This is a genomic window from Mesorhizobium sp. WSM4846, from assembly GCF_055811415.1.
Genome location: NZ_JBVVPZ010000006.1, coordinates 65,543 through 88,428, shown reverse-complemented (window position 1 = coordinate 88,428; position 22,886 = coordinate 65,543). Strand labels below are relative to the sequence as shown.

Annotated in this window: 17 protein-coding genes and 2 pseudogenes; 11 read left to right on the top strand and 8 right to left on the bottom strand. The window is 60.0% G+C overall.

Annotation, left to right across the window (positions count from 1 at the left end; all coding sequences use genetic code 11):
* Nucleotides 1–992: 992 nt before the first annotated feature.
* Entirely contained in the window at nucleotides 993–2,159 is a 1,167-nt protein-coding gene (locus AC0L15_RS07870; RefSeq protein WP_473496123.1) for a DUF418 domain-containing protein, read from the bottom strand.
* Between the two features lie 1,608 nt (nucleotides 2,160–3,767).
* Between AC0L15_RS07870 and AC0L15_RS07865 the strand changes: the two genes are divergently transcribed.
* The gene (locus AC0L15_RS07865; RefSeq protein WP_473496122.1) at nucleotides 3,768–4,301 is read left to right on the top strand and encodes a redoxin family protein; all 534 of its coding nucleotides are present in this window, start codon (nucleotides 3,768–3,770) and stop codon (nucleotides 4,299–4,301) included.
* A 180-nt stretch (nucleotides 4,302–4,481) separates the two neighbouring features.
* On the top strand, nucleotides 4,482–5,891 hold the full coding sequence (rpoN, locus tag AC0L15_RS07860) for an RNA polymerase factor sigma-54 (protein ID WP_473496121.1): 1,410 nt from the start codon (nucleotides 4,482–4,484) through the stop codon (nucleotides 5,889–5,891).
* Here rpoN and AC0L15_RS07855 read toward each other — a convergent pair.
* The 4 genes and pseudogenes from AC0L15_RS07855 to AC0L15_RS07840 form a co-directional block, all read right to left on the bottom strand.
* Complete coding sequence (locus AC0L15_RS07855; protein ID WP_473496120.1) at nucleotides 5,870–6,511, bottom strand: nitrogen fixation protein NifQ; 642 nt, start codon at nucleotides 6,509–6,511, stop codon at nucleotides 5,870–5,872. The two genes, rpoN and AC0L15_RS07855, sit on opposite strands and share 22 nt — an antisense overlap.
* Nucleotides 6,512–6,920: 409 nt before the next feature.
* Entirely contained in the window at nucleotides 6,921–7,490 is a 570-nt protein-coding gene (locus AC0L15_RS07850; protein ID WP_473496214.1) for a nuclear transport factor 2 family protein, read from the bottom strand.
* 126 nt (nucleotides 7,491–7,616) lie between these two features.
* A pseudogene (locus AC0L15_RS07845) lies at nucleotides 7,617–7,841 on the bottom strand (ferredoxin); the annotation flags it as partial.
* Nucleotides 7,832–9,049, bottom strand: coding sequence for a cytochrome P450 (locus AC0L15_RS07840; RefSeq protein WP_473496119.1), 1,218 nt, complete (start codon nucleotides 9,047–9,049; stop codon nucleotides 7,832–7,834). The gene AC0L15_RS07840 and the pseudogene AC0L15_RS07845, both read right to left, overlap by 10 nt.
* 1,357 nt (nucleotides 9,050–10,406) lie before the next feature.
* On the opposite strand from AC0L15_RS07840, the pseudogene AC0L15_RS07835 reads away from it, so the two are divergent.
* A pseudogene (locus AC0L15_RS07835) lies at nucleotides 10,407–10,586 on the top strand (recombinase family protein); the annotation flags it as partial.
* A gap of 260 nt (nucleotides 10,587–10,846) precedes the next feature.
* On the opposite strand, the gene AC0L15_RS07830 reads toward AC0L15_RS07835, so the two are convergent.
* The 3 genes from AC0L15_RS07830 to AC0L15_RS07820 all read right to left on the bottom strand — a co-directional run bounded on the left by AC0L15_RS07830 (nucleotide 10,847) and on the right by AC0L15_RS07820 (nucleotide 14,198).
* Nucleotides 10,847–11,716, bottom strand: coding sequence for a nucleotidyl transferase AbiEii/AbiGii toxin family protein (locus tag AC0L15_RS07830; RefSeq protein WP_473496118.1), 870 nt, complete (start codon nucleotides 11,714–11,716; stop codon nucleotides 10,847–10,849).
* Complete coding sequence (locus tag AC0L15_RS07825) at nucleotides 11,704–12,768, bottom strand: type IV toxin-antitoxin system AbiEi family antitoxin (RefSeq protein WP_473496117.1); 1,065 nt, start codon at nucleotides 12,766–12,768, stop codon at nucleotides 11,704–11,706. The genes AC0L15_RS07830 and AC0L15_RS07825 overlap by 13 nt, the downstream gene beginning before the upstream one ends.
* A 368-nt stretch (nucleotides 12,769–13,136) precedes the next feature.
* On the bottom strand, nucleotides 13,137–14,198 hold the full coding sequence (locus tag AC0L15_RS07820) for a hemin-degrading factor (protein WP_473496116.1): 1,062 nt from the start codon (nucleotides 14,196–14,198) through the stop codon (nucleotides 13,137–13,139).
* Nucleotides 14,199–14,518: 320 nt separating this feature from the next.
* Here AC0L15_RS07820 and AC0L15_RS07815 point away from each other — a divergent pair, with 320 nt between their 5' ends.
* The 8 genes from AC0L15_RS07815 (at nucleotide 14,519) to nifA (ending at nucleotide 22,777) form a co-directional block, all read left to right on the top strand.
* Entirely contained in the window at nucleotides 14,519–14,839 is a 321-nt protein-coding gene (locus AC0L15_RS07815; RefSeq protein WP_473496115.1) for an iron-sulfur cluster assembly accessory protein, read from the top strand.
* Nucleotides 14,840–15,012: 173 nt separating this feature from the next.
* A complete protein-coding gene (gene nifS, locus AC0L15_RS07810) occupies nucleotides 15,013–16,209 on the top strand; it encodes a cysteine desulfurase NifS (RefSeq protein ID WP_473496114.1) in 1,197 nt (398 codons plus the stop codon).
* 471 nt (nucleotides 16,210–16,680) lie between these two features.
* A complete protein-coding gene (gene nifW, locus AC0L15_RS07805) occupies nucleotides 16,681–17,058 on the top strand; it encodes a nitrogenase stabilizing/protective protein NifW (protein ID WP_473496213.1) in 378 nt (125 codons plus the stop codon).
* A 184-nt stretch (nucleotides 17,059–17,242) separates the two neighbouring features.
* Complete coding sequence (locus tag AC0L15_RS07800) at nucleotides 17,243–18,091, top strand: electron transfer flavoprotein subunit beta/FixA family protein (RefSeq protein WP_473496113.1); 849 nt, start codon at nucleotides 17,243–17,245, stop codon at nucleotides 18,089–18,091.
* 18 nt (nucleotides 18,092–18,109) lie between these two features.
* Nucleotides 18,110–19,219: an electron transfer flavoprotein subunit alpha/FixB family protein gene (locus AC0L15_RS07795; protein WP_473496112.1), complete on the top strand. Its 1,110-nt coding sequence runs from the start codon at nucleotides 18,110–18,112 to the stop codon at nucleotides 19,217–19,219.
* An 11-nt stretch (nucleotides 19,220–19,230) separates the two neighbouring features.
* Nucleotides 19,231–20,538, top strand: a complete 1,308-nt coding sequence (locus AC0L15_RS07790; protein WP_473496111.1) for an FAD-binding protein — start codon at nucleotides 19,231–19,233, stop codon at nucleotides 20,536–20,538.
* 12 nt (nucleotides 20,539–20,550) lie between these two features.
* Nucleotides 20,551–20,850 (top strand): ferredoxin family protein, encoded by a 300-nt coding sequence (locus AC0L15_RS07785; RefSeq protein ID WP_473457739.1) that lies wholly within the window; start codon nucleotides 20,551–20,553, stop codon nucleotides 20,848–20,850.
* 169 nt (nucleotides 20,851–21,019) lie between these two features.
* Nucleotides 21,020–22,777, top strand: coding sequence for a nif-specific transcriptional activator NifA (gene nifA / locus AC0L15_RS07780; RefSeq protein WP_473496110.1), 1,758 nt, complete (start codon nucleotides 21,020–21,022; stop codon nucleotides 22,775–22,777).
* Nucleotides 22,778–22,886: the final 109 nt, after the last annotated feature.

Genomic DNA, 22,886 nt, shown 5'->3' with positions numbered 1-22,886 from the left:
CAGCTCAGCGCCTGCGATGCAGCCGTACCAGCCGCGTGGCGCGATCCTTCCCACGACCACTTTGTCGGTCAGGCCTGGTCTCGCCTAAGCCGCATGGATCGCGGCTACTGCCGACAGGGCCTTGACCAGTGCCGGGCGCCGGCCTTAACCGTTCGCGACTCCGGGAAGTGCATCAGCGTTCGCCCGGGCGCAGTTGGTCAGGTTACGCAGCCCGGGCGAGCGCGGTCGCGCTTGGCAGCGGTGCGAGCGCGGTCGCGCTTGGCAGCGGGGCGACCGGGCACCGTTCTTGAGGCGCCGACCGTCCCGGTCTCGATTTGGAACTCCGCGCGAAACGCCGGGCCGGCCCGTAGGTCGACTTGTGCGCGCCACCTCATCGTGCGCAACAGTCGCTGAGAGGACGGCATTCCCGGCAGCACGCCTGCATGATCCGAATGTCAATTCCAACCCACGATAGGCTGCGCGAGTGCCGGCCAAAGAGAAGGCGCACGCAGAATGTCGCTCGCCAAACGAACTTACGAAGCGTCAAACTCACTGTCAGCTCGTTAATCCTCTCTTTGAGAGCGACCTGACCAGCTTGCTGTCTACGGCAAGCGAATGCGATGTACGGTCATCGGTGGTCCAATCAGCAAGCTCTACCAAGCCAGCGACACGGTATGGTCAACCGACAGCGACAGCTTTGGCAAGCACTTGCGCGCATGGCGCCGCCTGATCGCAATGCGAGTTCGCTCCAGCGCCGGAACGGGCCTATTCGCTGGAGCAACCTCCGTGGAAATCGACAGGGGTCCTTCGGTCCGAAATTAGGGACTTTGCGGAGATGCATCAAACACATCGCGCACAAGCGCCAGCATACTCGAATTTCGTTTCGTCAAAACCGCGCGCGGGGCAATGGTTGCAAGGCTTGGCGATTGCCCCCATGATGGTACCGAGCAGCCGCGATATTCTGTTATCAGCTATGTCGGCCCATCGGTCAGGTTCGCTTTCTTTGGCGAGTGTCACTGTCGATCCGAAAGTCGGGGCGACGTGGTGCTCAGCGGACGTCGCGTCGCTCGATCTGCGATCCAACCCATAAGCGCTTCCATCGGTCCTCGCTGGAATAAGCGCAGCCAAAGCACCGCGAAAGCGCTTACAGCCACGATGAAGCCAAACAGCGCGGACAGCGAGTGAGGTCTTCCGAGCATATATATTCCCAGAATATGCAGAAGATAGGCCGTCAAAGGCATCGAGCCGACCGCGATTATTGGCGAGACCAGCTTTCGCACGAACGGGAGCGCATCGATGGCAAGCGAGCAAGCCGCCACGACGATCATTGCGCAACCGGCGCTGCCAAAAATCCAGAACGTCGTCTCGCTATGAGGCGAGGCAATCCATAGCCAACTCGTTGTGAGATCGTCCAAGTCCAGCCACCACCAGGGCTGAGGAGTCAGCTCAAGTTCTTGCAAATTGGCCAGCTCTGCGCTTACCCCAGGCATCAAATGCAGCGCGAGCCAGGATCCTCCAAAGCCCAACACGGCCAGCGCGACGCCGGCTACACCAAGGCGCAAATGCATTGCGCGCGTGCGATGGTCAAAGCGCGCAATGGCCATGCCTGCGATCAGCAAAGGGACCCAGGTCAAGGCGGGATAGGTGCCGCTGACCAGGAGGGTGAACATCTCAGGGTCTGAGCTCCCGGAGCCAAACATTTTGAGAAGGAGGAAACGCACCTGCGGGAGAACCAATGCTGTCACCGCCGCGAGCAACCCGAGCCGCTGTGCGCTGAGCCGACATAGCGGCAGGACCAACAGGAAGCAGACGCCGTAGTATGCCAGAATGACCGAGACGGGCGCGTGGACATAGGTGAGGATTTCGCCAAGGGCGAGCAGGATAAGGCCGCGAATTGCAACCTTGGCAATGGCCTGTCTACCGGCTAGCGCCGATTTCGGCGGGTTGCGGCCGGCAATCAGGATGAGCGAAAAACCCGTTAATACGGCAAACAGGACGGACGAGCGCCCAAAGGGCAATTCCATCATACGCCCGGCCAGTCCGTCGCCCCTGCCGGGACCGACATGGACGGCATACATGCCGAAGACGGCCAAGCCGCGAGCAAGGTCGATGCCGATCAGCCGAGCCGCAGGCCACCCATCTCGTGACCCGCTCTCCAAGATGCGGTGCGGCAGTGCCATGGTGGGTTCCTTCGTTGGTTGTGTCCATCGCGGGACCCGCGATATGAGTGCCTGTCGGCTGCTGCCGTCCTCTCGCCCCGGGCGCAAAGCTCGTGCCAATGGCGGATCGAGCCTATAGCCTGCCCGGAATCACGGACCTGGGTCGCCTAGCCTGTGGCGCGGACTCGACAACCGGCCCAAGTGTCACGAAGCCGACGTTTTGCACGGATGAGCGGTCCGAGAGATCACTGAACACGGACTATCCGACCAGCACGCTGCGGGGGCCTCAGTGATCGCGGCCAGCTTCAGCCGTTTTATGAACGGCTGGCCCTAGCCACCGTCCTTCAAGATTCGCCGAACTGCAGCGGATCGGGTTTCGGCGCCTCCTGGACCTGAAGAGCCGGGGAAGCGCTTGCGCCTCGGTGCGACCGAGGCAAGCACACCTGGCCGCAATTGAGGCCATCGGCTCACCGGGGCCGGTCCCACCTGAGACGGTATGGGCTACGCCGAGATGGAAGCGTGGTGCTCAAGGGGAATCCCCAAGGTGACTTGGCGGGGGACGCCTGAAAGGGCCGCACCTATATCGACGTCCTGATATTGCAAGATGTCAGCGCAACGGCTTCACCGTCGCAATTACCATGGCCGACAGCTTCATGAACTCGCCCCACGGGAGGCGTCGACGAGCTGTGGAGATAGGGCGTAATCTGCTCTTCAATGACCGTTTGAAAGTCAGGAGGCGTACGTGCAGCACACTTCGGCGCGAGCCAGCGAGACCCGCCAATCATCGGCAAATGCCGAGCCACAGGCGCAGCCGAGGCTCTCGCTCGAGGTCCCACCGACAAGATCCTCGCAATTTGCGTGCCCGGTTGGCGCTCCGTTTGCGTTCCGCCCCTTCCCGCTAACCAGCGGCGGCTTGGCGACCTTTCGGTCGGCCTTGCGACAATTCTAGTCCGGTTTCCGACACAGAAGGTTTGAGGGCCGCGCCCGGCGACACCGTTGGGACGCCGAGCATGTCATCATCGTTGCCGAGCCGAATTCGATTTTCATCGACTCTGACCCGATTGCCGAACAGTGGCCGCCATGGATTGCTGCCACAGGCGTGTGTCCGCGTCAGTCATGCCTCTGCGCACACAAAAACACCCTGGGGCGCACTTTGCCCTCGCTGCGGTGCCCTCGGCATGGGCTTGCGCTGTGTTGTGCGTCGTTTGCAGGCCGGCGCGTAAATATCCGGGCTACACACGTGACGGCTATGGCACGCATCCGGCTTGGCGAAAGACGTCGTCCCGAGAGCGAAGCGTTGGTGCAGAGCAGCTTCAATTGCAATGGCATGCCTCTTGCTTCTCATGCTCAGAGTCCATCGAACACGATGAAAACGGATACCGAACCATGGCTGGCACGCGAAGCTCAAACCGATCGGCAAGGGCGGCATTGGTTGTCCTCGCTGAAGACTGCGCATCGCCCGGTTTGGAGATCCAAGCATCTGGAGCCGGGCCGTTTCCCATACGCCCGACGGGGGAAAGAGTGGGAAGCCGCGTAGGCATCGTCTCGCGCCCCGGCAGCACCCCAGCGCGGCAATCCGATAGCCTCAGTAAAATCCAGTGCGCCAGTTTCTTCAAAAGGAGCAAGTTGATGACCGGTCGAAAGAAGGTCCCATTCGTCACGTTTCTCACGCGTGTTCGCGATGATTCAGTCCAGGGGCCAAATCCGTACCGTTGGGAAGAAAAAACATCCGACGACTACTTTGCCGGCAAGCGTGTCATCCTGTTCTCGCTGCCTGGCGCTTTCACCCCGACATGCTCGACCTACCAACTGCCCAATTTCGAAGATCTCTACGAGGATTTCAAGAAACAAGGAGTCGACGCGGTCTACTGCCTCTCGGTGAACGATGCCTTTGTCATGAATGCATGGGGAAAGTCCTTGGGGCTGCAGAAGGTCGAACTGATTCCGGATGGGTCTGGCGAGTTCACGCGCAAAATGGGCATGCTGGTTGCCAAGGACAATCTGGGCTTCGGAATGCGCTCCTGGCGCTACGCGGCTCTGCTCAACAATGGCGTGGTGGAGCAGTGGTTCGAGGAGGAAGGTTTCTCCGATAACTGCGAGACCGACCCCTATGGCGTCTCATCCCCGCAGAACGTCCTCCAATCGTTGAAAGACGCTGCGTGACCTGGTGCAGATCGCCCATGCAACTGCGTTTTAGACGACACTGTGCGACGCAAAGGGCGAAGCTCTGAAGCCCGCGGGCCTTGAGGTCGTTCAAACGTGACGCGGCTTTGCAGCGTCGACCTGTGAGAGATCCAATTAGCCACGGCCAAGAGCTTCTTTGACAGGAATACCGAACCGACCATGAAATCGTCCTTCAGCCTTCTTCAGAAACAGTCTCTTGCAGCATCGCCTCAACTCATCGAGTCGATTCGCCTGCTGCAACTGACGCATGCCGAACTGCATCAGTTCGTGGACCAGGAGCTCGAGAAAAATCCGCTTCTGGAGCATGCTCCAAAAGACGAAGGGCTGTCCGGCGAGGTTGAAGGACCGACCTGGGCAGGGTCCCCGGACCTGCCCAAGCAAGGGAAATCCCAGCCGAACGCGACAAACGCCACGCCGGGCGAACGTCCTGCATACGAGGAGTTTGTCGCCCTAGCCGAAACGTTGCACGACCATGTCGCTCGTCAGATCTCCCTAACCGCCTTCACACCGCACGAGCGGCTGATAGCTCATCAGCTCGCCGGTCATCTGGATGACACTGGCTATCTTCGGGTGAGTCCTTCGGATCTGGCTGAGACCCTGAACGTCGGGCTGGCTCAAGTGGAACGGGTGCTGGGCATCTTGCAGCGCCTCGATCCTCCGGGAATCTTCGCACGATCGCTCAGCGAATGTCTCGAGATACAGTTGCGCGAGAAAAACCGCTTCGACCCGGCGATGGCGGTTTTGGTTGCCAACCTTGAGCTGCTTGCGCGACGCGATTTTCAGACATTGAAGCAGCGCTGCGGCGTCGATGAAGAAGATCTTCTCGACATGCTGCAGGAAATCCGCGCGCTTGATCCCAAGCCTGGAAACACATTCCAGTCTGGAACGCCGGAGTGCGTCATACCGGACGTATGGGTCCTGCGCTCGCCCGGAGGTGGATGGCAGATCGAACTTGATCCGAACACGCTGCCCAAGGTGCTGATCAACCAAAGCTATGTAGCGGAGGTTTCCTGCCGAGCCGCCAAGAAATCGAAGGACATGACATTTCTCAATGAATGCTTGCAAAACGCGAACTGGTTGATCCGCAGCCTCGATCAGCGCGCCAAGACGATCCTTAAGGTCGCCACGGAAATCGTGCGCCAGCAGGATGCCTTTCTGGAATATGGCGTCGCCCACCTGCGGCCGCTCAATCTCAGGACGGTCGCTGAGGCGATCAACATGCACGAGTCGACAGTCAGCCGGGTGACGTCGAACAAGTACATGGTTACCCCACGCGGTGTGTTCGAGCTCAAATATTTCTTCACTGTCGCGATCGCCTCCTGCGAAGGAGGTGACGCGCACTCGGCTGAAGCTGTCCGCCATCGGATCAGAGCGATGGTCGCCGAAGAATCGCTTGATAACATGCTCTCTGACGACGACATCGCTGACCGGCTCAAGGAATGCGGCATAGATCTCGCTCGCCGCACGGTCGCCAAATATCGCGAGGCGATGAACATCCCCTCCTCCATACAGCGGCGTCGGGAAAAGCGCTTGTGGCGCGACGGCGATCAAGGCCTCAAGGCCTCGTGACCAAGAGTGGCCCCTAAATCGAATGTGATGCGTTCTTCGCGTTCGTCCTCCTCCGGGCCGAAGCAACTGTCGAAATCGCTGCATTCCCGGCAATTGGGCGCAGTACATAGCGAAAACCCTTCGGCCTCACAGAGTTTGCGGTAAAAGTACTTCTTCCATTTCATGTTTCGGGTGTTGCCGGCCGCGAGCATCGGAAAATGCGTGGCAAGCAGGCGGTTGAGCTCGGCCCGATTGAGAAGACCAAGATCCTGCCACAGATGGTCATCGCGCATGGCACGCCGGGCGACGATCTTGGCGAAGCGCGCGCTCGCCGGGTCGCTCGGCCGGGCATGCGCCAGCAGCAGGCCGCGCAGAAGTTCTTCCTCCATGCCTGGCTCAGGATCGCTGACGTCTTCCAAGGCTAATGCTGCCAGTGCGGTTGCGGACAAACCCCGGGGCAGGACCTGGCGCAGCTCGGCGAAGGAAAGGCCTGTCGACTCCGTCGCAGTCGCTTCGCCAGCCTCGACCTCCTTGAGCGCACACGAGAGAACGCAGGCAAGAACATGCTCGTCGAACCCCCTCTCCGGCTCGATGGTGGGGCATTGGCCGGCGCCGACACATGCGTCTTTCTGGGCGGACATGGTCCCGTTCTCCTGGTTTGTTTTCGCGATGCCGCGGCCCTGCCGAGAGCACATGGTCCGACTACGGGCATGCGCCGGCGCGGGGCCGCGGGTCGACCGCATGACCGGGCCTCGAGCTGGCCCTTCGAAGTCACCGCGCTAGATCATGACCCATAGCGTTGTTGATGGGGGATAATCCGGTCTCCCCCAGTTCGGTCTGGCAGCATTGTCCCTGGTCGAAATCTCTCAACTGGGTCCGTAACGCGATTGGACCGGTTCAGGATCGATGGGCTCTGCCAAGCTCCAGCAAATCGATACCACCGGCGTCTTCGGTGCGCTCACGGTTTCAGACCAGAGCGTTGCCGCTCTCACGCCGGGGTTCCTGCCGGCCCATCTTTGCCTTGCAGGTGTCGCGGTGGCGTTGGAAGTTTCACAGTCCGTAGTCATACTGATGCGGTTCCGAGGTTGTGAAGGCATTGTCATGGGAAGCAATGCGACACTTCCCGAGCGCATAGACCGGATCGTCCGGATACGGTGCTCCAATCGGCTGTCGCGTGCCGAAGCGTTCTGCCTCCAGGACCAAGGATGGGATCTGCTCCTCCAGCCAGTCATAGACAACGGTCCGTTCGGCAATCCGCCACTCCCCTTCCCGCTTTTGAAACAGATCGCAGTAGCGCCCGCATAGAAAGATCTGACGCACTTCTCCGTCTTTGTCGGGTCCGCGTTGCAGCGCGGTGAAATAGCTCTCGACCGTGGCCTCCGCCGCGTTGATGAATTCGATCAGGATGTTCGTGATCTGATGGATGTTGCGCGGTCCGGTCTTGAAGACATCGAGCGCATACCGAATGAAGCCCTCGGCCGAGCCGCGATACGCCCCGTGGCTGTCATGCGCGTCGGGCCAGTACGCGCTGCGCAGCACCGCCTCATCGGCGCGGTCTGTCCCGCGGCAATACCGATAGATGCAGTCGCGGATCGCCTCGCGGTCGAGCAGTTCGACAATTTTTGCTTGGCCCGTCTGGTCTGTCGCAAATTCGGCGGTTCTGACGTGTTCCGGGACCTCTGTCTTCGGTTTGAGGGTGGCCTCCGAAACGATTCGCGCAGCGGGTGGATCGTCGATTTCCAGCGCAAGTTCGGGGCAGGATCGCACCCCATCCGACGCAAGCACTTGCTCCCCGTCCGCAACCTCGATGTTACCGGGGAGGATGTAACCCGCCTCATCCAACTTGAAGACTGCCGGCGCTCGCGCCGCGCATTGCGCATGACCCTGACATCTGGCTTGGTGAACGATGATGCGCAAGGCGACCTCCAACGTCTGTGCCCCGGCTTCAGGCCGGGCTAGGTTTAGCCCCACTCCAGGATCAGATTTTCAATCCCGAACAGTTGGCCGCCATGGGTGATAGGTGCTGTTCCCTCCTTGATCCGAAAGGGCGGCAGGCGCGCCAGCCACTCCTCCAGGCCAATGACAATTTCCCGCCGGGCGAGATGTGAGCCAAGGCAACGGTGGGGACCATAGCCAAAGGAGGCGTGGCGGATGCCTTCTCGAGTCAGATCGACCGTGTTGGGAGATTCGAATTCCGCCGGGTCACGATTTGCAATCATGGTGGCACAGGAAACAAAGTCCCCCTTGCGGATCGGCGCGCCTTCGAAGTCGATATCTTTCCGTGCGACGCGAATCAAATGGACGGTCGGAAAGGCGCGCAGCAGTTCTTCGGCTGCGCGCACGATCCGGTCCGGTTCTTTTCGGAGCGACTCCTGATCTTCCAAGTTTCGCGCTAGATAGGCCAAGTCAAAGCCTATGGCTGTAGCGACCGTGTCGAGCCCCGCCACCAAAACGAGCACGCCAATGCCACGGACCTCCTGGTCTGTCAGCCCGCGGCCCTCGACCTGCGCCTGCACAATGAAGCTCATGAAATCGTCGACAGGCTTTTTGCGGCGCATCGCCGCCAGCTCGTCTATGAACGCTACAATCGTCCGAGCCGCCGCCGGCCGTCTGACATCATCGCCGTGGAGCAGATCTTTCGCCCAGGCAACAAACGTCTCAAGACGGTGCTCCGGCAGTCCGATGAAGCGAAGGAAGATGCTGACCGCGAAAGGAAAGGCGAAATCCTTCATCACATCGCAGCTTGTTCCCGACGAGGCGATCCTCGTGATAAGCGCTATCGCTCGCTCGCGGATGGCGGGCTCCAGTTCCGTTACACGCTTCGGCGAAAAGAGCGGATTGAGCAATGAGCGAAAGACTGCATGGGAAGGGGGATCGAGTTCGAGCGGGATCGTCGGCCAGTCTTCGCCCAGCGCGGATGCGAAGACGTTGCGATGACTGGAAAAGTTTTCGGTCTCCTGCAGCACCCGGCGCTGATCTGCGGCGCGAGTGATGACCCAAGCACCCTGCCCCGTACGCGTGTTCCAGGGGGAATAAAAGATTCGCGGTCCGGCATGCACGCAAGCGACTGCTGCGTGCGGGTCGCCGTTGGGCGCCGGAGACATACCTGGTGACGAAAAGAGGCTGAAGTCGCCCACCATTTCCGGCGGGACATGATCTGGAACCGGGTTGGTCGCCATTTGGTTCTCCTGCGTTCAGGCGTTTACGCGCTCGGCTGAGATCGCAAGGCTGTTCGTCACCGCTGGGCTCCGCGACGCACCGCCGACACGCCTCCGATGATAAAATCGAGCAAGTTGCGTGCCGAGCAAGCGCACCACTGGCGCCCCGCTCATTCTGCGTTGCGGCGGTCCGTATGAGGCTACCATTTGGCAGGCCTCAGACATTCTTGTCCGTTCCAGACACGACAGGATGGCGCACGAAGATCGAACGGGGAGCCTAGTGGATCGAGGCCAAGTATCGATCGAGGTCAACTTCCACCCCAGAGCAGCTCCGCGGCAGAAAAGCCGCTCGCCGCGCGCCCTCCACAAGCGCCGTAGCGAGCGAGCGGCTTTGCGTCGTCATCGACACTTGCTCGATACGTCGGATTGCTGAGACCAATCCGAGGGAGGCTCGAGGACCGACGACATCGTGAACCTGCGCGCACATGGAAGAAGCCTCCCTATCCCGATCACTGGCGCGAGACGATTGCTTCGCCGTCGAGCGGCTGGCGAGCCGGATATCAGGGCCGCGATCGGCCGTGCCGCGAAGACAACCCATTTTGTAGCCTGTGCAGTAGCAGTGTGGCACGAACTGCGATGTGCGAGCTTTTGCCAGGCACCGAATTGCAGGGACTTGGTTGGCCGGAAGCAGCCGTTCGAACAACGAAGGCGCACGTGCAAGCTGACCTTGGACGTGCAGGCGATGTCGGCGGCCAGGCTCCGCGAACTGGCCCAGAGGGTCGCTGACTCTGCCGGCGACTTGTCAGGGCCGTGGACGTGCGAGGGCGCGGCGATACGGCCCTTGCGACCGGGAGATATCGCCTTGCTTGCTCCAAATGGCTCGGAACTCTGGCGCTACGAGCAGGCGTTGGAGGACTAGCGGCTTCCCGTGGCATCGCAGGCAGGCAAGGTCCTAATGCGCCGTCAGGAGACACAGGATCTCCTAGCGCTGCTCCACGCTTTGGCCGATCCGGCCGACACCTGGCGTTCGGAGCGTTCCTGCGCGGCCCGATGGTCCGCCTCACCGATGAGCGACCTCTTCCGTCACCGCAGCCCTGCCTGTCGCTAAAGACGACTGTCAGCAAGCCTTCACGCTCAGGACGGACCTATCGTCAGTGGTTCAGATGCGGCAGTCGTCTAACCAGTTCGTTCATCCTCAGAAGGATAACACGCTGCATTGGGTGCTGGGTGGCCTTACCCCGCCTCAGCTGAAGCGGCGCAGGCAGAGGAGGCTGAGAGCGCGGCGCGGGAGGGCCAGATCGCCAGATCGACGGTCTGAAGGCCATTTCAGATGAACTTCATATCGAAACTGTGTCGGCGGTGAGCAAAGCGCCGCCCTGACTACGAAAACGTCATCGCCATCCTGCAGCCAGGGGATATGTTGGTGGTGTGGGATCTGGACCGGGCTTACCGCTCGGCGAAGGACGCGAGTAACGCGCTAGACCTATTGCGCGATCGGGGCGCTCATTTTCACATCGCCATCCGCATCTCGACACACCCACACCTCACGGGACGCTGATCTACATTATCATGAGCGGGCTCGCCCAGTTCGACGTGACACGCTATCGAAGCGAACGCGCGAGGGGATTGCGGCTGCCAGAGCACGGGGAAAACGAATCGGCCGTCCCCCGCTGATGTCGGAGGCCGACCTGGTGCGGGCACGCGAGATGCTGGCGAGACCGGGTTCAGCCTCGCGAGGGCGATCGGCGTTCCGCGCTGGACGCTCGTGCGATCCTTGCAGCGATGCGGGGTGATTGTGAGTGACCGGCCTGGTATTGATTAGGTACGCAGTTTGAGCGCGCGAAGTAGGGCGTCAACCTGACCAAATGCGTCCTGCTGCCATTGGTCTGCGGTTCGATCGCCGAGCAGAGCGGTCTCTTCAACGAATTGGCGCACGCTGGTCGGACCGAAGCTATCTGCGTTCTCGAATTTCCCAGCTATGTAGCCGAAGCCTGTCGCCCCTTCCTTTTCCTCCAAGAGAGAAGCGCAGTCTTTGGCCAAGGCGTCGATGCCTCCGGGGTAATTTCGAACGCAGTAGTATATGTCATAGGCATCTTTGCGCTTGAGTCGGTTCTGAATCACAAAACCTTTCATCGCCAGCAGGGCCGGAATCGATGCAACAGCAATATTGACCTGGTTTGTGCCGCCCGCCGGCATGTCGCCATCGATTGCGACGTACTCATAGAATCGAAGAGCAAGCTCTGCGCCGTCGGCGCGCTGCACAGCGAATTTCTCGATGATCGGCGGCCTGTTTTTCACAATCTTGGCGTCGATCGGTCGCAGGAAATCTACCACCACGTTGATGGCTTCGCCGCCATCCTTGGCAGGTACGCTGCGAACGAGTTGAAAGGCACGAAGGTCCTCGCTTTGCTTGTAACCGTTCTCGATGAGGGACTCGACCAGTTTGGCGTACTCGCCGTCGCCCAGCGCCTCGGCATCGAGCCCCAGATCGACGTCGAGCGTACCCACGTGGGGCATCTCCTCGTTCTCGAGCAAAAGCCACGGTACCGCGCCACCGATGACGGCGAACTTGCCTTTGAAGCTTCCCAGAATCTGGCCAATTTCGAGCAACACGGATTTGACCGCCTGCGTAGTGCGGTTATCATATTGTGCGGCTGACTGGGCCTCTGGAGCGGCTATTCGTGCCATCTGAGTTTTTCTTTTCGTAGATGTTCGGCAGCTTCCCTGCCACGCTCTCCCGCGACCCAGAGGTCGAGATACGTTTGTACGGGGCTGGTGGTGTAAATGCCAGGCAAAGGTTCGATCGCATCGACTAGAAGGCCGGGATCCTTGAGAACCGTCACAAAGACGTTCTCACCGCGCGCGGCAGAGGTGAGATTCAATCTAGTCTGAAGGTGGTTTGCGCCAGCCGGGCTGGCATAGAAAAAATGGGAGCTGATACGGACATATGGCGCCATCCACTGCGCAGCCGAGAATGACGCGAGCGCGATCTGGCCCTGCGGTGAATCGAATTCCAGCCTGCTTTGGACTGCTTCATCGAAGGCTTTGCCATGCAGTGTCGTATAAAATCCCAGGCGCCGTCCCCCCGGTGGTTCATAAGCGTCTCGCCAGGCATCGAGCAAAGCATCCGGATCGGCCAAGGACACACCGTCCTCGCTGATGTGTGCCCATTCCCGCGCGATCAGCGCAGCCCGTACATTGCTTACATGGCCAAGACTGACCTGAGCGCTTTCCGCAAGGTCCGCTACGCGCCAAAAACGCCGGGGATCGCGTAACATTGTTCGTAGCACCTGGGCCGACTTGGGCTTGAAGATCGATTTGACTTCACGCCGTTCCGTAGCGGGCTTTGTTGGCACGATGCGTTCGACAAAGATCCCGTCAAAAGCCAGGCGGCAATTTCCCTCAAAATCCAGAAAATTAATGCCGGCTTCGGTGCAGATGTCCCGCGTCTGCGGCGTTAGGAATGGGGCGATAAAAATCAGAACGGCTTGCTTTTCGTTAAGCCGCGCGGCTGAACGCTGTAGCTGGAAAATAGCGTCGCGAGCCTGACGGGGCTGCCCTATTGATTTGACCTCAGCCAGCAATGTGCGTCTCAGGCCGAACGCCTGAATGTGTGCAATAATATCGATCCCAAGATCTCGGCCGGAAGGCGAAGCTTCATGCCGGTCGACCTTGATCGGGGGAACAGACCCGAGCAACTTCGTCAAGGCCCGCTCGGCCTGCTCTTCTACCTCGTTCATCGAATATCGCGGTTTCAGCATACGTTGGATGTAGCATATTTGGTGAAAGGCCGTCTACAGAATTTCATTAGGATGCCTGTTTTCAGCATTTGCTGAAAATAGGTACACCAGTGAAAATACTACGCGGAAGGGCGCAGTTTCGATGAGGAACTGCCTTGCCGCCGAACGTTGTCTATCCGGCTACGTATCAGCGAATTTTAACAAGCTTCCCCTCACTGCGCACATAGGAGCGATGATCTCTATCGCGAACGCGTCAGGCGTCATGCCCGGCCCTGGTTGGCCTCCGCGGACAGAGCGATGGTCACAAAGTCCAAAGTAACGGCCCGCACACCGCGCGAGAACGGAAATCAATATGCATCGGCGTTGCCTCAAGCAGCGGTTGAACGGGGAATGCGCGGCAGGTTCTCGGCCAGTGACCGCCAGTCGTCGCGCTCGGATTCGCCTTCCTCCCGCATCCCGAAGAACTGGATGATCATCTTGCCGTCGGCGCCATAAGCTTCAAGTGATGTGAGGTGGCCGTCCCTGGTCGGCTTGCGGACAGCCCAAACCTCGCGGATGTGGTGGGTTCTGAGATGCAGGCGGAAGGTCTTGTCGAGCACATTGATCCAAGGCCCGATCTGCTTGACCGTCTTGATTGGGCCGGAATGGATCTGGATGCAGCCACGATTGCCGACGAAGCACATGATGGGCATCTCGTCTTCGGCCGCATAACGAAACATGGAGCCAAGCGCAGCATGGTCGAGCAGCCAGGCGTAGTCCTCCCCGACCATGCGCACCGCCTGGCGGCGGCTGAGGTTGAGCGCCTTCAGCATGCCGAAGAACTGGTGCACGTCGGTCAGCTGACTCCAGTGCTCGCGTAGGTCATCGACCGTAGCGGCTTGGTCCGGAATCTTCGCGTCGTTTTCGGCCGACCTCGTTTCAAGCGACATGATCGGCTCCTGGTTGGAGGATTGGAGCTCGTCTATCAGTTTTCGATATGCATGGAGGTTTGAGGACGGTCTCAGATGCACCTTGTGCACTGCCTCGCCTGCCGCGTCGAAGAACAGCAGCCCGCGGCGAATTTCCTCGGCTTCGCGTGTCTCCACGGCAAAGCCATGCGTCCACACCTTCGGGAAGATGCGCAAATCAATGTCATTGCCGAGCACCATGGCGCGATGGTTGCCGGTGAACACCTTGTCGTAGATGCCTATCTTTTCATGCATGGCACTGTTATTGCGGGTCAGCGCCATCACCTCGCCGACGGCCTCGAGGCCGGTAAGCACATCATTGACGCGCGGCTCGATGCGCAGCGCGCCAAAACCGCAATGTGCCGCGTAGAGTTCCGCTTCCGAAATGCCCAGTTTGCCGGCGAGATCGCGGCCGCGGATGGTGGGACAGTCTTCGCGTGCTCGCCGGACTGTCTCTGGCGAAGGTTTCTCGTGCTGGTGCATGTCTCATACCCCTGCTTTGCGCACATTGTCGGTCGGGAGCCTTAGCCCTCGCCAAGAGGAGTCTCAAAAGGCGTACCAATTCCTGGAAGCATCCCGGAAACCTCGCCTGCATGCAGTTCGAGGAGGAACTAGGGCCCATCCAAGTGTGGCGGAACCGACAAATCCGACAATACGCGTCGATGCTCGACGCTTACGCGGCAATTCCGAAGGCGGAGCCGTGGGCGTGTTGGGGATGTCACGCTGTTCGAAAACGGCTTTTCCCATTGGCACGGTCCATGCACGGTAATCCGCAATTCGTCCGCATCGAGGAGAAGCGAGCCATGATCACGCTCACCGACAAGGCCGTTGCCGCAGTCAAGACCGCTCTGTCCACCGCTAGCGAGCCCGCAGACGGCTTTCGCATCATGGTTGAGGCCGGCGGCTGCTCCGGCTTCAAATACTCATTGGGCCTGGAGAGCGTCCCGCGCGAGGGCGACGCCATTGTCGAGACAGATGGGATCAAAGTGTTTGTGGACGCCGACTCGCAACCGCATGTCGCCGGCATGGCCGTCGACTTCGTCACGGAGCTCGAATCCTCCGGCTTTGTTTTCGACAATCCTAACGCGCGAGAAAAGTGCTCCTGCGGCAAGTCATTCGGCTGATAGTCGAAGAAAGAGAGAGGGCGCCTTTGGTGAGCTTGGCGGTGGCCCTGGTCCCGGGCCTGCGTCAACCTGTGGAGGACTTGCGCTGACTCTGGATCGTCGCACTCTCAACGGCGCAGGCTCGATGAGACCAGGTCGCGCTTAACGTCATTCCGCTCGATTGGAGACCACCCATGACAGTTGTCTATCTCGACAACAACGCAACGACCCGGGTCGATTCCGCGGTCGTTGAAGCGATGTTGCCGTTCCTTACCGATCAATTCGGCAACCCTTCGTCGGCGCACCGTTTTGGCGCCTTTGCCGGCGCTGCATTGGCAAAGGCGCGGCGTCAGTTGCAGGCGCTGATCGGCACGGCCTTCGACGATGAGATAACCTTCACCTCCGGTGGAACGGAAAGTGACAATGCGGCCATTCTTTCGGCGCTCAAGGTGATGCCTGACCGAACTGAGATCGTGACGTCCGCTGTGGAACATCCGGCTGTGCTGAGCCTGTGCGCTCATCTTGAGGAGACGCGCCGCGCTAAGGTGCACAGGATCCCGGTGGACCGCCATGGCCGGCTGAACGTCGACGCTTACCGGGCTGCGCTTACCCCAAACGTGGCGGTCGTCTCAATTATGTGGGCCAACAATGAGACTGGTACGATCTTCCCCGTCGCTAAGCTCGCCGAATTGGCCAAGGAAGTCGGCGCCCTTTTCCACACCGATGCCGTGCAGGCCGTTGGCAAGCTGCCGATCGACCTGAAATCAACCGCTATCGACATGCTGTCGCTCTCCAGCCATAAATTTCATGGGCCAAAAGGGGCCGGCGCACTTTTCGTCAAGCGCGGCGTGCCGTTCCTTTCCCTGATCAAGGGGGGTCACCAAGAAAGCGATCGCCGCGCGGGCACCGAAAACACGCCCGGCATAGTCGGGCTCGGCATGGCCGCCGAACTTGCCTTGAAATTCATGGATGACGAGACCACCCGGATAAGATGGCTCCGCGACCGGCTCGAGAACGGGCTCCTCCAACGTGTCCCAAACAGCTTCGTCAATGGCGATCCCCTGGAGCGTTTGCCGAACACCGCAAACATCGCCTTCGAGCATATTGAGGGCGGCCATGGAATCCTGCATCTCCTAGACCGCGAGGGTGTCGTCTGTTCCTCGGGGTCCGCCTGCACATCGGGCCGTTCGGAGCCAAGCCATGTGCTGAGGGCAATGAAAATGCCACATGGGGCGGTCCGCTTCTCTTTCGCGCGTGACAACGGACAAGAAGACGTGGACCGGGTGCTCGAGGTCTTGCCTTCGATCGTGGAGACGCTGCGCCACGCCCACAGTTCCGGGTCGAATGGACGCAGCGCCGAGCATCTCCAATGCGTTCCAAATTATTTGTGAGCAGCCAGGTCTTCTCAAGGATGCCACCCTGCGCGAGCGCGAGCAGGCACCCGGCATTGCCTCGACGGTGGCGCAAAACTTGCGACCGCCTGCTTGCGGCAGCCGGCTTGCCTGGGATCGAGATCGGGCACGCGGTCATGGTAACTGATGAGATCGACGCAATTTGGGCCGTGGTCGTACGGAGTTTCCCGGTGCGGCTCACGGCATGGTGCTGGATGACCTCACAGGATCTCAATGCGTCGGTCGAGAGCGGCGTCTGCGGCTCTCAAGGCGCGCAATCCGGCTCCTCTTGTCACTGGTGCTCGCGCCAGACCTCGGTCGGGCCGAGCGCCAGGCAACGAGGCCAGTTGTGTCGACGAGGCGATTGCCGCGCTGGCTGAGCCGCATTCGTTCATCAACCGCGGCTTTCGGGGCTGCATGTCGAATGTGCGAGGAACGCACCAAACCACCGTTTCCGACAAGGAGAATGCAATGAATTGTTCCGCTGACAGCAGTCCCATTGACGTCACCAACATCCTCACGCGCCTGAAAGGCCTCTCATCCGCCGAGGAGTTCTTCGCTGTCCTTGGGGTCACGTATGATCCGAAGGTGCTCAATGTCTCACGGCTGCATATCCTCAAGCGTGTGGGCCAATACCTTGTCGAGGAAGATTTCTCCGGTCTGCCCGACCAGGTGATTGCCGCGCGCGTGCGCGCCATGCTGCAACGCGCCTACGAGGAGTTCGCGATTTCCTCGCCGCTCATGCACCGGGTTTTCAAGGTGCTCAAAGACCACGATCCGGACAAACCTCACACACCAGGCCGCACATTCGTTCCGTTCGACTCGGTCCTGAAGCGGTTCGGCGAATAGCGCTGCATGGTTGCGAAACCGACAATGTCGACAAGCCGACAATTTGGACGTCAAAACCGGCGGGCTTCAGAAATGACGAATGGAATTTACAAGGCACCGACGCCCGCCAAACACTTGGCACGAATGATGCAAACAAGAACTCGCACCGCCAGCCCGCATCCGGATAACAGCGCAGAGAACGCCAATGCATATCGTCGTCAGCATCAAGCAGGTGCCGGACTCGGCACAGATACGCGTCCATCCGGTGACGAACACCATTATGCGCCAGGGTGTGCCGACCATCATCAACCCTTACGACTTGTTCGCCCTCGAAGAAGCACTCAGGCTACGCGACGCTTATGGCGGGGAGGTCACCGTGCTCACTATGGGTCCGCCTATGGCAGAGGACTCCCTGCGCAAGGCGCTTGGCTACGGCGCCGATCGCGCGGTGCTTTTGACCGACCGCTATTTTGCCGGTTCTGACACACTGGCCACCTCCTTTGCTCTTTCCCAGGCGATCGCGAAGATCGGCGAGACGTTCGGCACACCGGACGTGGTCTTCACGGGCAAACAGACGATCGACGGCGACACCGCCCAAGTCGGGCCCGGCATCGCCAAGCGTCTCGATCTCCTTCAACTCACCTATGTCGCGAAAATCGCCTCCATTGATCTTGCTGCAGGCGAGATCACGGTCGAGCGCCGTTGCGAGGGCGGCACCCAGAAGCTGAAGAGCAGGCTGCCTTGTCTCATCACCATGCTGGAAGGCACAAACGAGATGCGCCGGGGCTCGATCGAAGACGCGCTTTGCGCCGCGCGCAGCCAGATTGTGAAATGGAGTGCGGCCGATGCCGGCATTGAAGATCTCACCAAATGCGGCTTGCGTGGCTCGCCGACGGTCGTCAAACGCGTTTTTGCCCCTAGCGCCCGTTCGGAAAAGGCGGAGCAAATTGAGACCGCCGAAAAGACGCTGCGCGATACCGCAGACGACCTGATTGGTGCAATCTTCACCCGCCAGCCGGCGCTGGAACCGGAACTCGCCTTCGAGGGCGCGTGACGGCAAGGAGCAGACCATATGTCGAGCACGAACTCAGACACCCCTCGCCAGCCTCCCGGCCGTGCCGGCATGAAGAAGGAGCTTCCTGAGCGTTTCAGGGACTATAGGCACGTCTGGGTTTTCATCGAGCTCGAACGTGGCCAGGTCCACCCGGTATCTTTCGAACTGCTTGGCGAGGGCCGCAAGCTGGCGGACAAACTTGGCGTCCAGCTCGCGGGCGCTGTGCTCGGACCCCCGGGAGAAACCACCCAGAACGCAGTCGCCGAGGCCTTCGCCTATGGCGCCGACCTCGTCTACTTCGTTGAGGCGCCGGTGCTCGCCGACTATCGGAATGAGCCTTTCACCAAGGCGATGACAGATCTGGTTGCTACTTACAAACCGGAGATCCTGCTTCTCGGTGCAACCACGCTCGGCAGGGATCTCGCCGGTTCCGTCGCAACCACCTTGCTGACAGGGCTAACGGCCGACTGCACCGAACTTGACGTGGATGCTGACGGCTCGCTCGCCGCGACTCGCCCGACTTTTGGCGGTTCGTTGCTATGCACGATCTACACGCTCAATTACAGGCCGCAGATGGCGACGGTGCGACCGAGGGTCATGCCGATGCCCCAGCGGGCCGACAGAGCGATCGGGCGTGTCATTCCGCACAAGCTGTCGCTAGCCGAGGATGAAATCGTCACGAAAGTGCTTGGGTTCCTTCCGGACAGCCAGTCGGGCATTGCCAATCTCGCCTATGCGGATGTGGTGGTTGCGGGAGGGCTCGGTCTCGGCGGAGCGGAGAACCTGCAGCTTGTGAAGAGTCTCGCGCGAGTGATAGGCGCCGAATTCGGCTGTTCGCGGCCGCTGGTCCAAAAGGGCTGGATGTCGGCCGATCGGCAGATCGGCCAAACAGGCAAGACAATCCGGCCGAAGCTTTACATAGCGGCCGGTATTTCCGGCGCCATCCAGCACCGCGTTGGAGTTGAGGGAGCCGATCTCATCGTGGCCATCAACACCGACCCCAACGCGCCGATTTTCGATTTCGCTCACCTCGGGATCGTCACCGATGCGGTCCGTTTCCTGCCAGCGCTGACCGAGGCCTTCACCCGGCGGCTGTCACCGCACAGTCGCGACAAGCTTGCGAGCTAAGGGAGATGGAAATGATCAACGAAGAGTTCGACGCCATTGTCATCGGGGCCGGCATGTCCGGGAACGCAGCTGCTTACACCATGGCAAGCGACGGCTTGAAGGTACTCCAGTTGGAGCGAGGTGAATATCCGGGCTCCAAGAACGTCCAGGGCGCCATCATGTACGCGAACATGCTGGAGAAGATCGTCCCGGATTTCCGCGATGATGCACCGCTCGAGCGGCATCTGGTTGAACAGCGGCTCTGGGTGATGGACGACACCTCCCACACCGGGATTCACTATCGGTCGGACGACTTCAACGAGGTGAAGCCAAACCGCTATACGATCATTCGTGCCCAGTTCGATAAATGGTTTTCGCGCAGGGTGCGCGAGGCCGGCGCGACGGTTCTGTGCGAGACGACGGTGACGGAACTCGTCCGTGACGCCAAGGGCAAGGTGATCGGCGTCCGCACGGATCGGGCCGGCGGAGCGATCTACGCGGACGTAGTTGTTCTTGCAGAAGGTGTCTGCGGGCTGCTTGGCACGCGGGGCGGTCTTCGCAAGATGCTGAAGCCGGAAGCGGTGGCGCTCGCAGTAAAGGAGATGCATTTCCTGCCCGAAGAGGTCATTGAGCAGCGGTTCGGCGTCAAAGGGAGTGAAGGCTGCGTGATCGAGGCAGTCGGCACGATATCCCACGGCATGGCCGGGCTCGGGTTCCTCTACACCAACAAGGAATCGATCTCACTGGGCATCGGCTGCCTCGTCTCGGATTTCGCCGCGAAGATGGAGAGCCCTTACGCCCTTCTCGATGCGCTGAAAAACCATCCTTCGATCCGGCCGCTGATCGCCGGTTCGGAGGTGAAAGAATACGCGGCGCATCTCATTCCCGAAGGTGGCTACAAGGCTATTCCGCAGCTCTTTGGCGACGGTTGGGTCGTTGTCGGCGATGCCGCGCAATTAAACAACGCCGTTCACCGCGAGGGTTCGAACCTCGCCATGACCTCCGGTCGCATTGCGGCTGAGGCTATCATACAGGTGAAGAGACGCAACGATCCAATGACCAAACGGAACCTCGCCCTTTATCAGACGATGCTGGATAAATCCTTCGTAGTCAAAGACCTGCGGAAATACAAAGACATGCCAACTTTACTCCACACTAACGCCTGCAATTTCTTCACGACCTACCCGCGGTTGATGTCGCAAGCCGCGCAAAACTTCATGCGTGTCGACGGCACGCCAAAGATCGAAAAGGAAAAGGCGACCACGGCAGCCTTCATCAAGGCGCGCTCGCGGTTGGGGCTGGTCAGCGACGCGATCCGCCTGGCATTAGCGTGGCGGTGAGGCACTGATGACATGACGAACCCAGGGACAGAATTACGTGTCGAAGACAAGCTTTACCAGAACCGCTATCTGGTGGACTCCGGCCGTCCGCATATAAAGGTGCGACCGCACAAGCAGCCAAGCGCGAATCTGCTCGCGCTGACCCGCGTCTGTCCAGCGAAATGCTATGAGTTGAACGACAAAGGTCAAGTTGAAATCACCGCCGATGGCTGCATGGAGTGCGGCACCTGCCGCGTTTTGTGCGAGGCCAGCGGCGAGATCGAATGGAATTATCCGCGTGGTGGCTTCGGCGTCCTCTTCAAGTTCGGATGATCGGCTTTGGCACCGTTTCGGCGGGTGTGCACCTGTGTACTCCCGAACTCGCGACAAAGCGCAATCTTGCCGGCACCATCTCGCCAAATTGCGGAGCGAGTGAACTTCCTGAACTGATGAAAAGGCGCTTGGGAGGAGCACCCTGGACCACAACCGCTGAGGTGTTTCCATGGCTCACATACAGCCGGATGATCGGGTCAACGGAGTAGGACCTCGAGACACCTTCCGCAAACCCGCCAGTGATGGGATGTTCGAAGCAGATGACTGGCTCAAGGGAATCTACGAGGTGTCGAAGGCGCTGACGGCTCCCGACCGGCTGGAGGTTACGCTGGCCAATGTCGCGAACACTCTCCCGTCGTTTGTGCAAATGCGTCATGGAGCAATCTTTGTCCTGGACTCTGAAGGTGAGCCGGAGATCGCCGCGAGTGCCGGCAGCGGCCCATCAGGCACTCACCCCATCATACCAAAGGCCGCAATAAATCAAATCGTCGCTACGGGCACGCGGCTCGTCATCGCGGACCTCAGCACGTCCGAGTTGTTTCAGGCCGACCTTCAAACACGTCCTGGTGTCAGTTCCCTCCCGATGGCCTTTATCGGCATCCCGGTTAAGGCTGAGGATAGGATTCTTGGGACGTTGTCGATCGTAAGAGACAGCGCAAACGGGTCCCGCTACGATGAGGACATCTGCTTCCTGACGATGGTGGCCAACCTCGTCGGCCGCACTATTCGCCTGCATCGCGGCTTGACTAGGGATCGTGAGCGGCGCGTCGATGAGCGCTGGACAGCGGAGAATTCGTCCGATGAGGACCGGACCGACCCCGTCCCGCATGCGCCCGTCAAGATGGATGGGATCATCGGGGAGAGCCCCGCACTCAAGCAGGTGCTCGAAACCGTCTCCATTGTAGCAAGGACGAATTCCACCGTGCTCCTGAGGGGCGAGAGCGGCACCGGCAAGGAGTTTTTCGCGCAAGCCATACATAGGCTCTCGCGCCGGCGGAGGAAGTCTTTCGTCAAGTTGAACTGCGCCGCACTGTCGGAAAGCGTTCTGGAGTCGGAGCTGTTCGGACATGAGAAAGGCGCCTTCACAGGGGCAATTTCCCAGCGCGCCGGCCGTTTTGAATTGGCAAACGGAGGAACGCTGCTACTCGATGAAATCGGCGAGATTTCACCTGCATTCCAAGCCAAGCTGTTACGTGTCTTGCAGGAAGGCGAACTGGAGCGTGTTGGCGGTACCAAGACGCTGCAGGTCGACGTGCGACTTATATGCGCCACCAACAGGGATCTCGAGTCGGCTGTCGTAAGCGGGGAGTTCAGGGCTGACCTTTATTATCGCATCAATGTGGTGCCAATCATCCTGCCTCCGCTCCGAGAGCGACCGGGGGATATCCCTCGCCTTGCGAACGCCTTCCTCGAACGATTCAACAAGGAGAACCATCTCGAACTCGCCTTTGCGCCGTCGGCGCTTGAGTTTATCTCGCAATGCTACTTCCCTGGTAATGTCCGCGAATTGGAGAACTGCGTGCAAAGGACGGCCACGCTAGCGCGTTCAAGGACAATCGCTCCATCAGATTTTGCCTGCAACAATAACCAATGCCTATCTTGGCTCCTCTGGAAAAGAGCTGATCATTCGCACAGCGGCAATACCGGCAACCAGCGCTTTCGAAGCAATATAATGCCCGCCGGATTGCCGATGCCGGCCGGGCGCTTCGGCGCCCCGCAGGATAACATGCGACCCCATACTGCCGACCCTGCAAACGATCCCGCTCTCCCTGCAATAGGCCCGCGCCTGACGGAACGCGACCGGCTGATCGGCGCGATGGAGAAGGTCGGCTGGGTTCAGGCCAAGGCCGCCCGTGTCCTCGGCGTTACGCCGCGACAGGTCGGATATGCTTTGCGCCGACACGGGATCGAGGTGAAGAAATTCTAGCGTTCTCATGAGGTGGAGAACGAGAACACTGCGCCAGCTACGCGAAATGTGTCGGAGCCCGGGCCAAAGCTGCGCGAGTGTGTGATGCTGTCACACCCCTTCATCACCC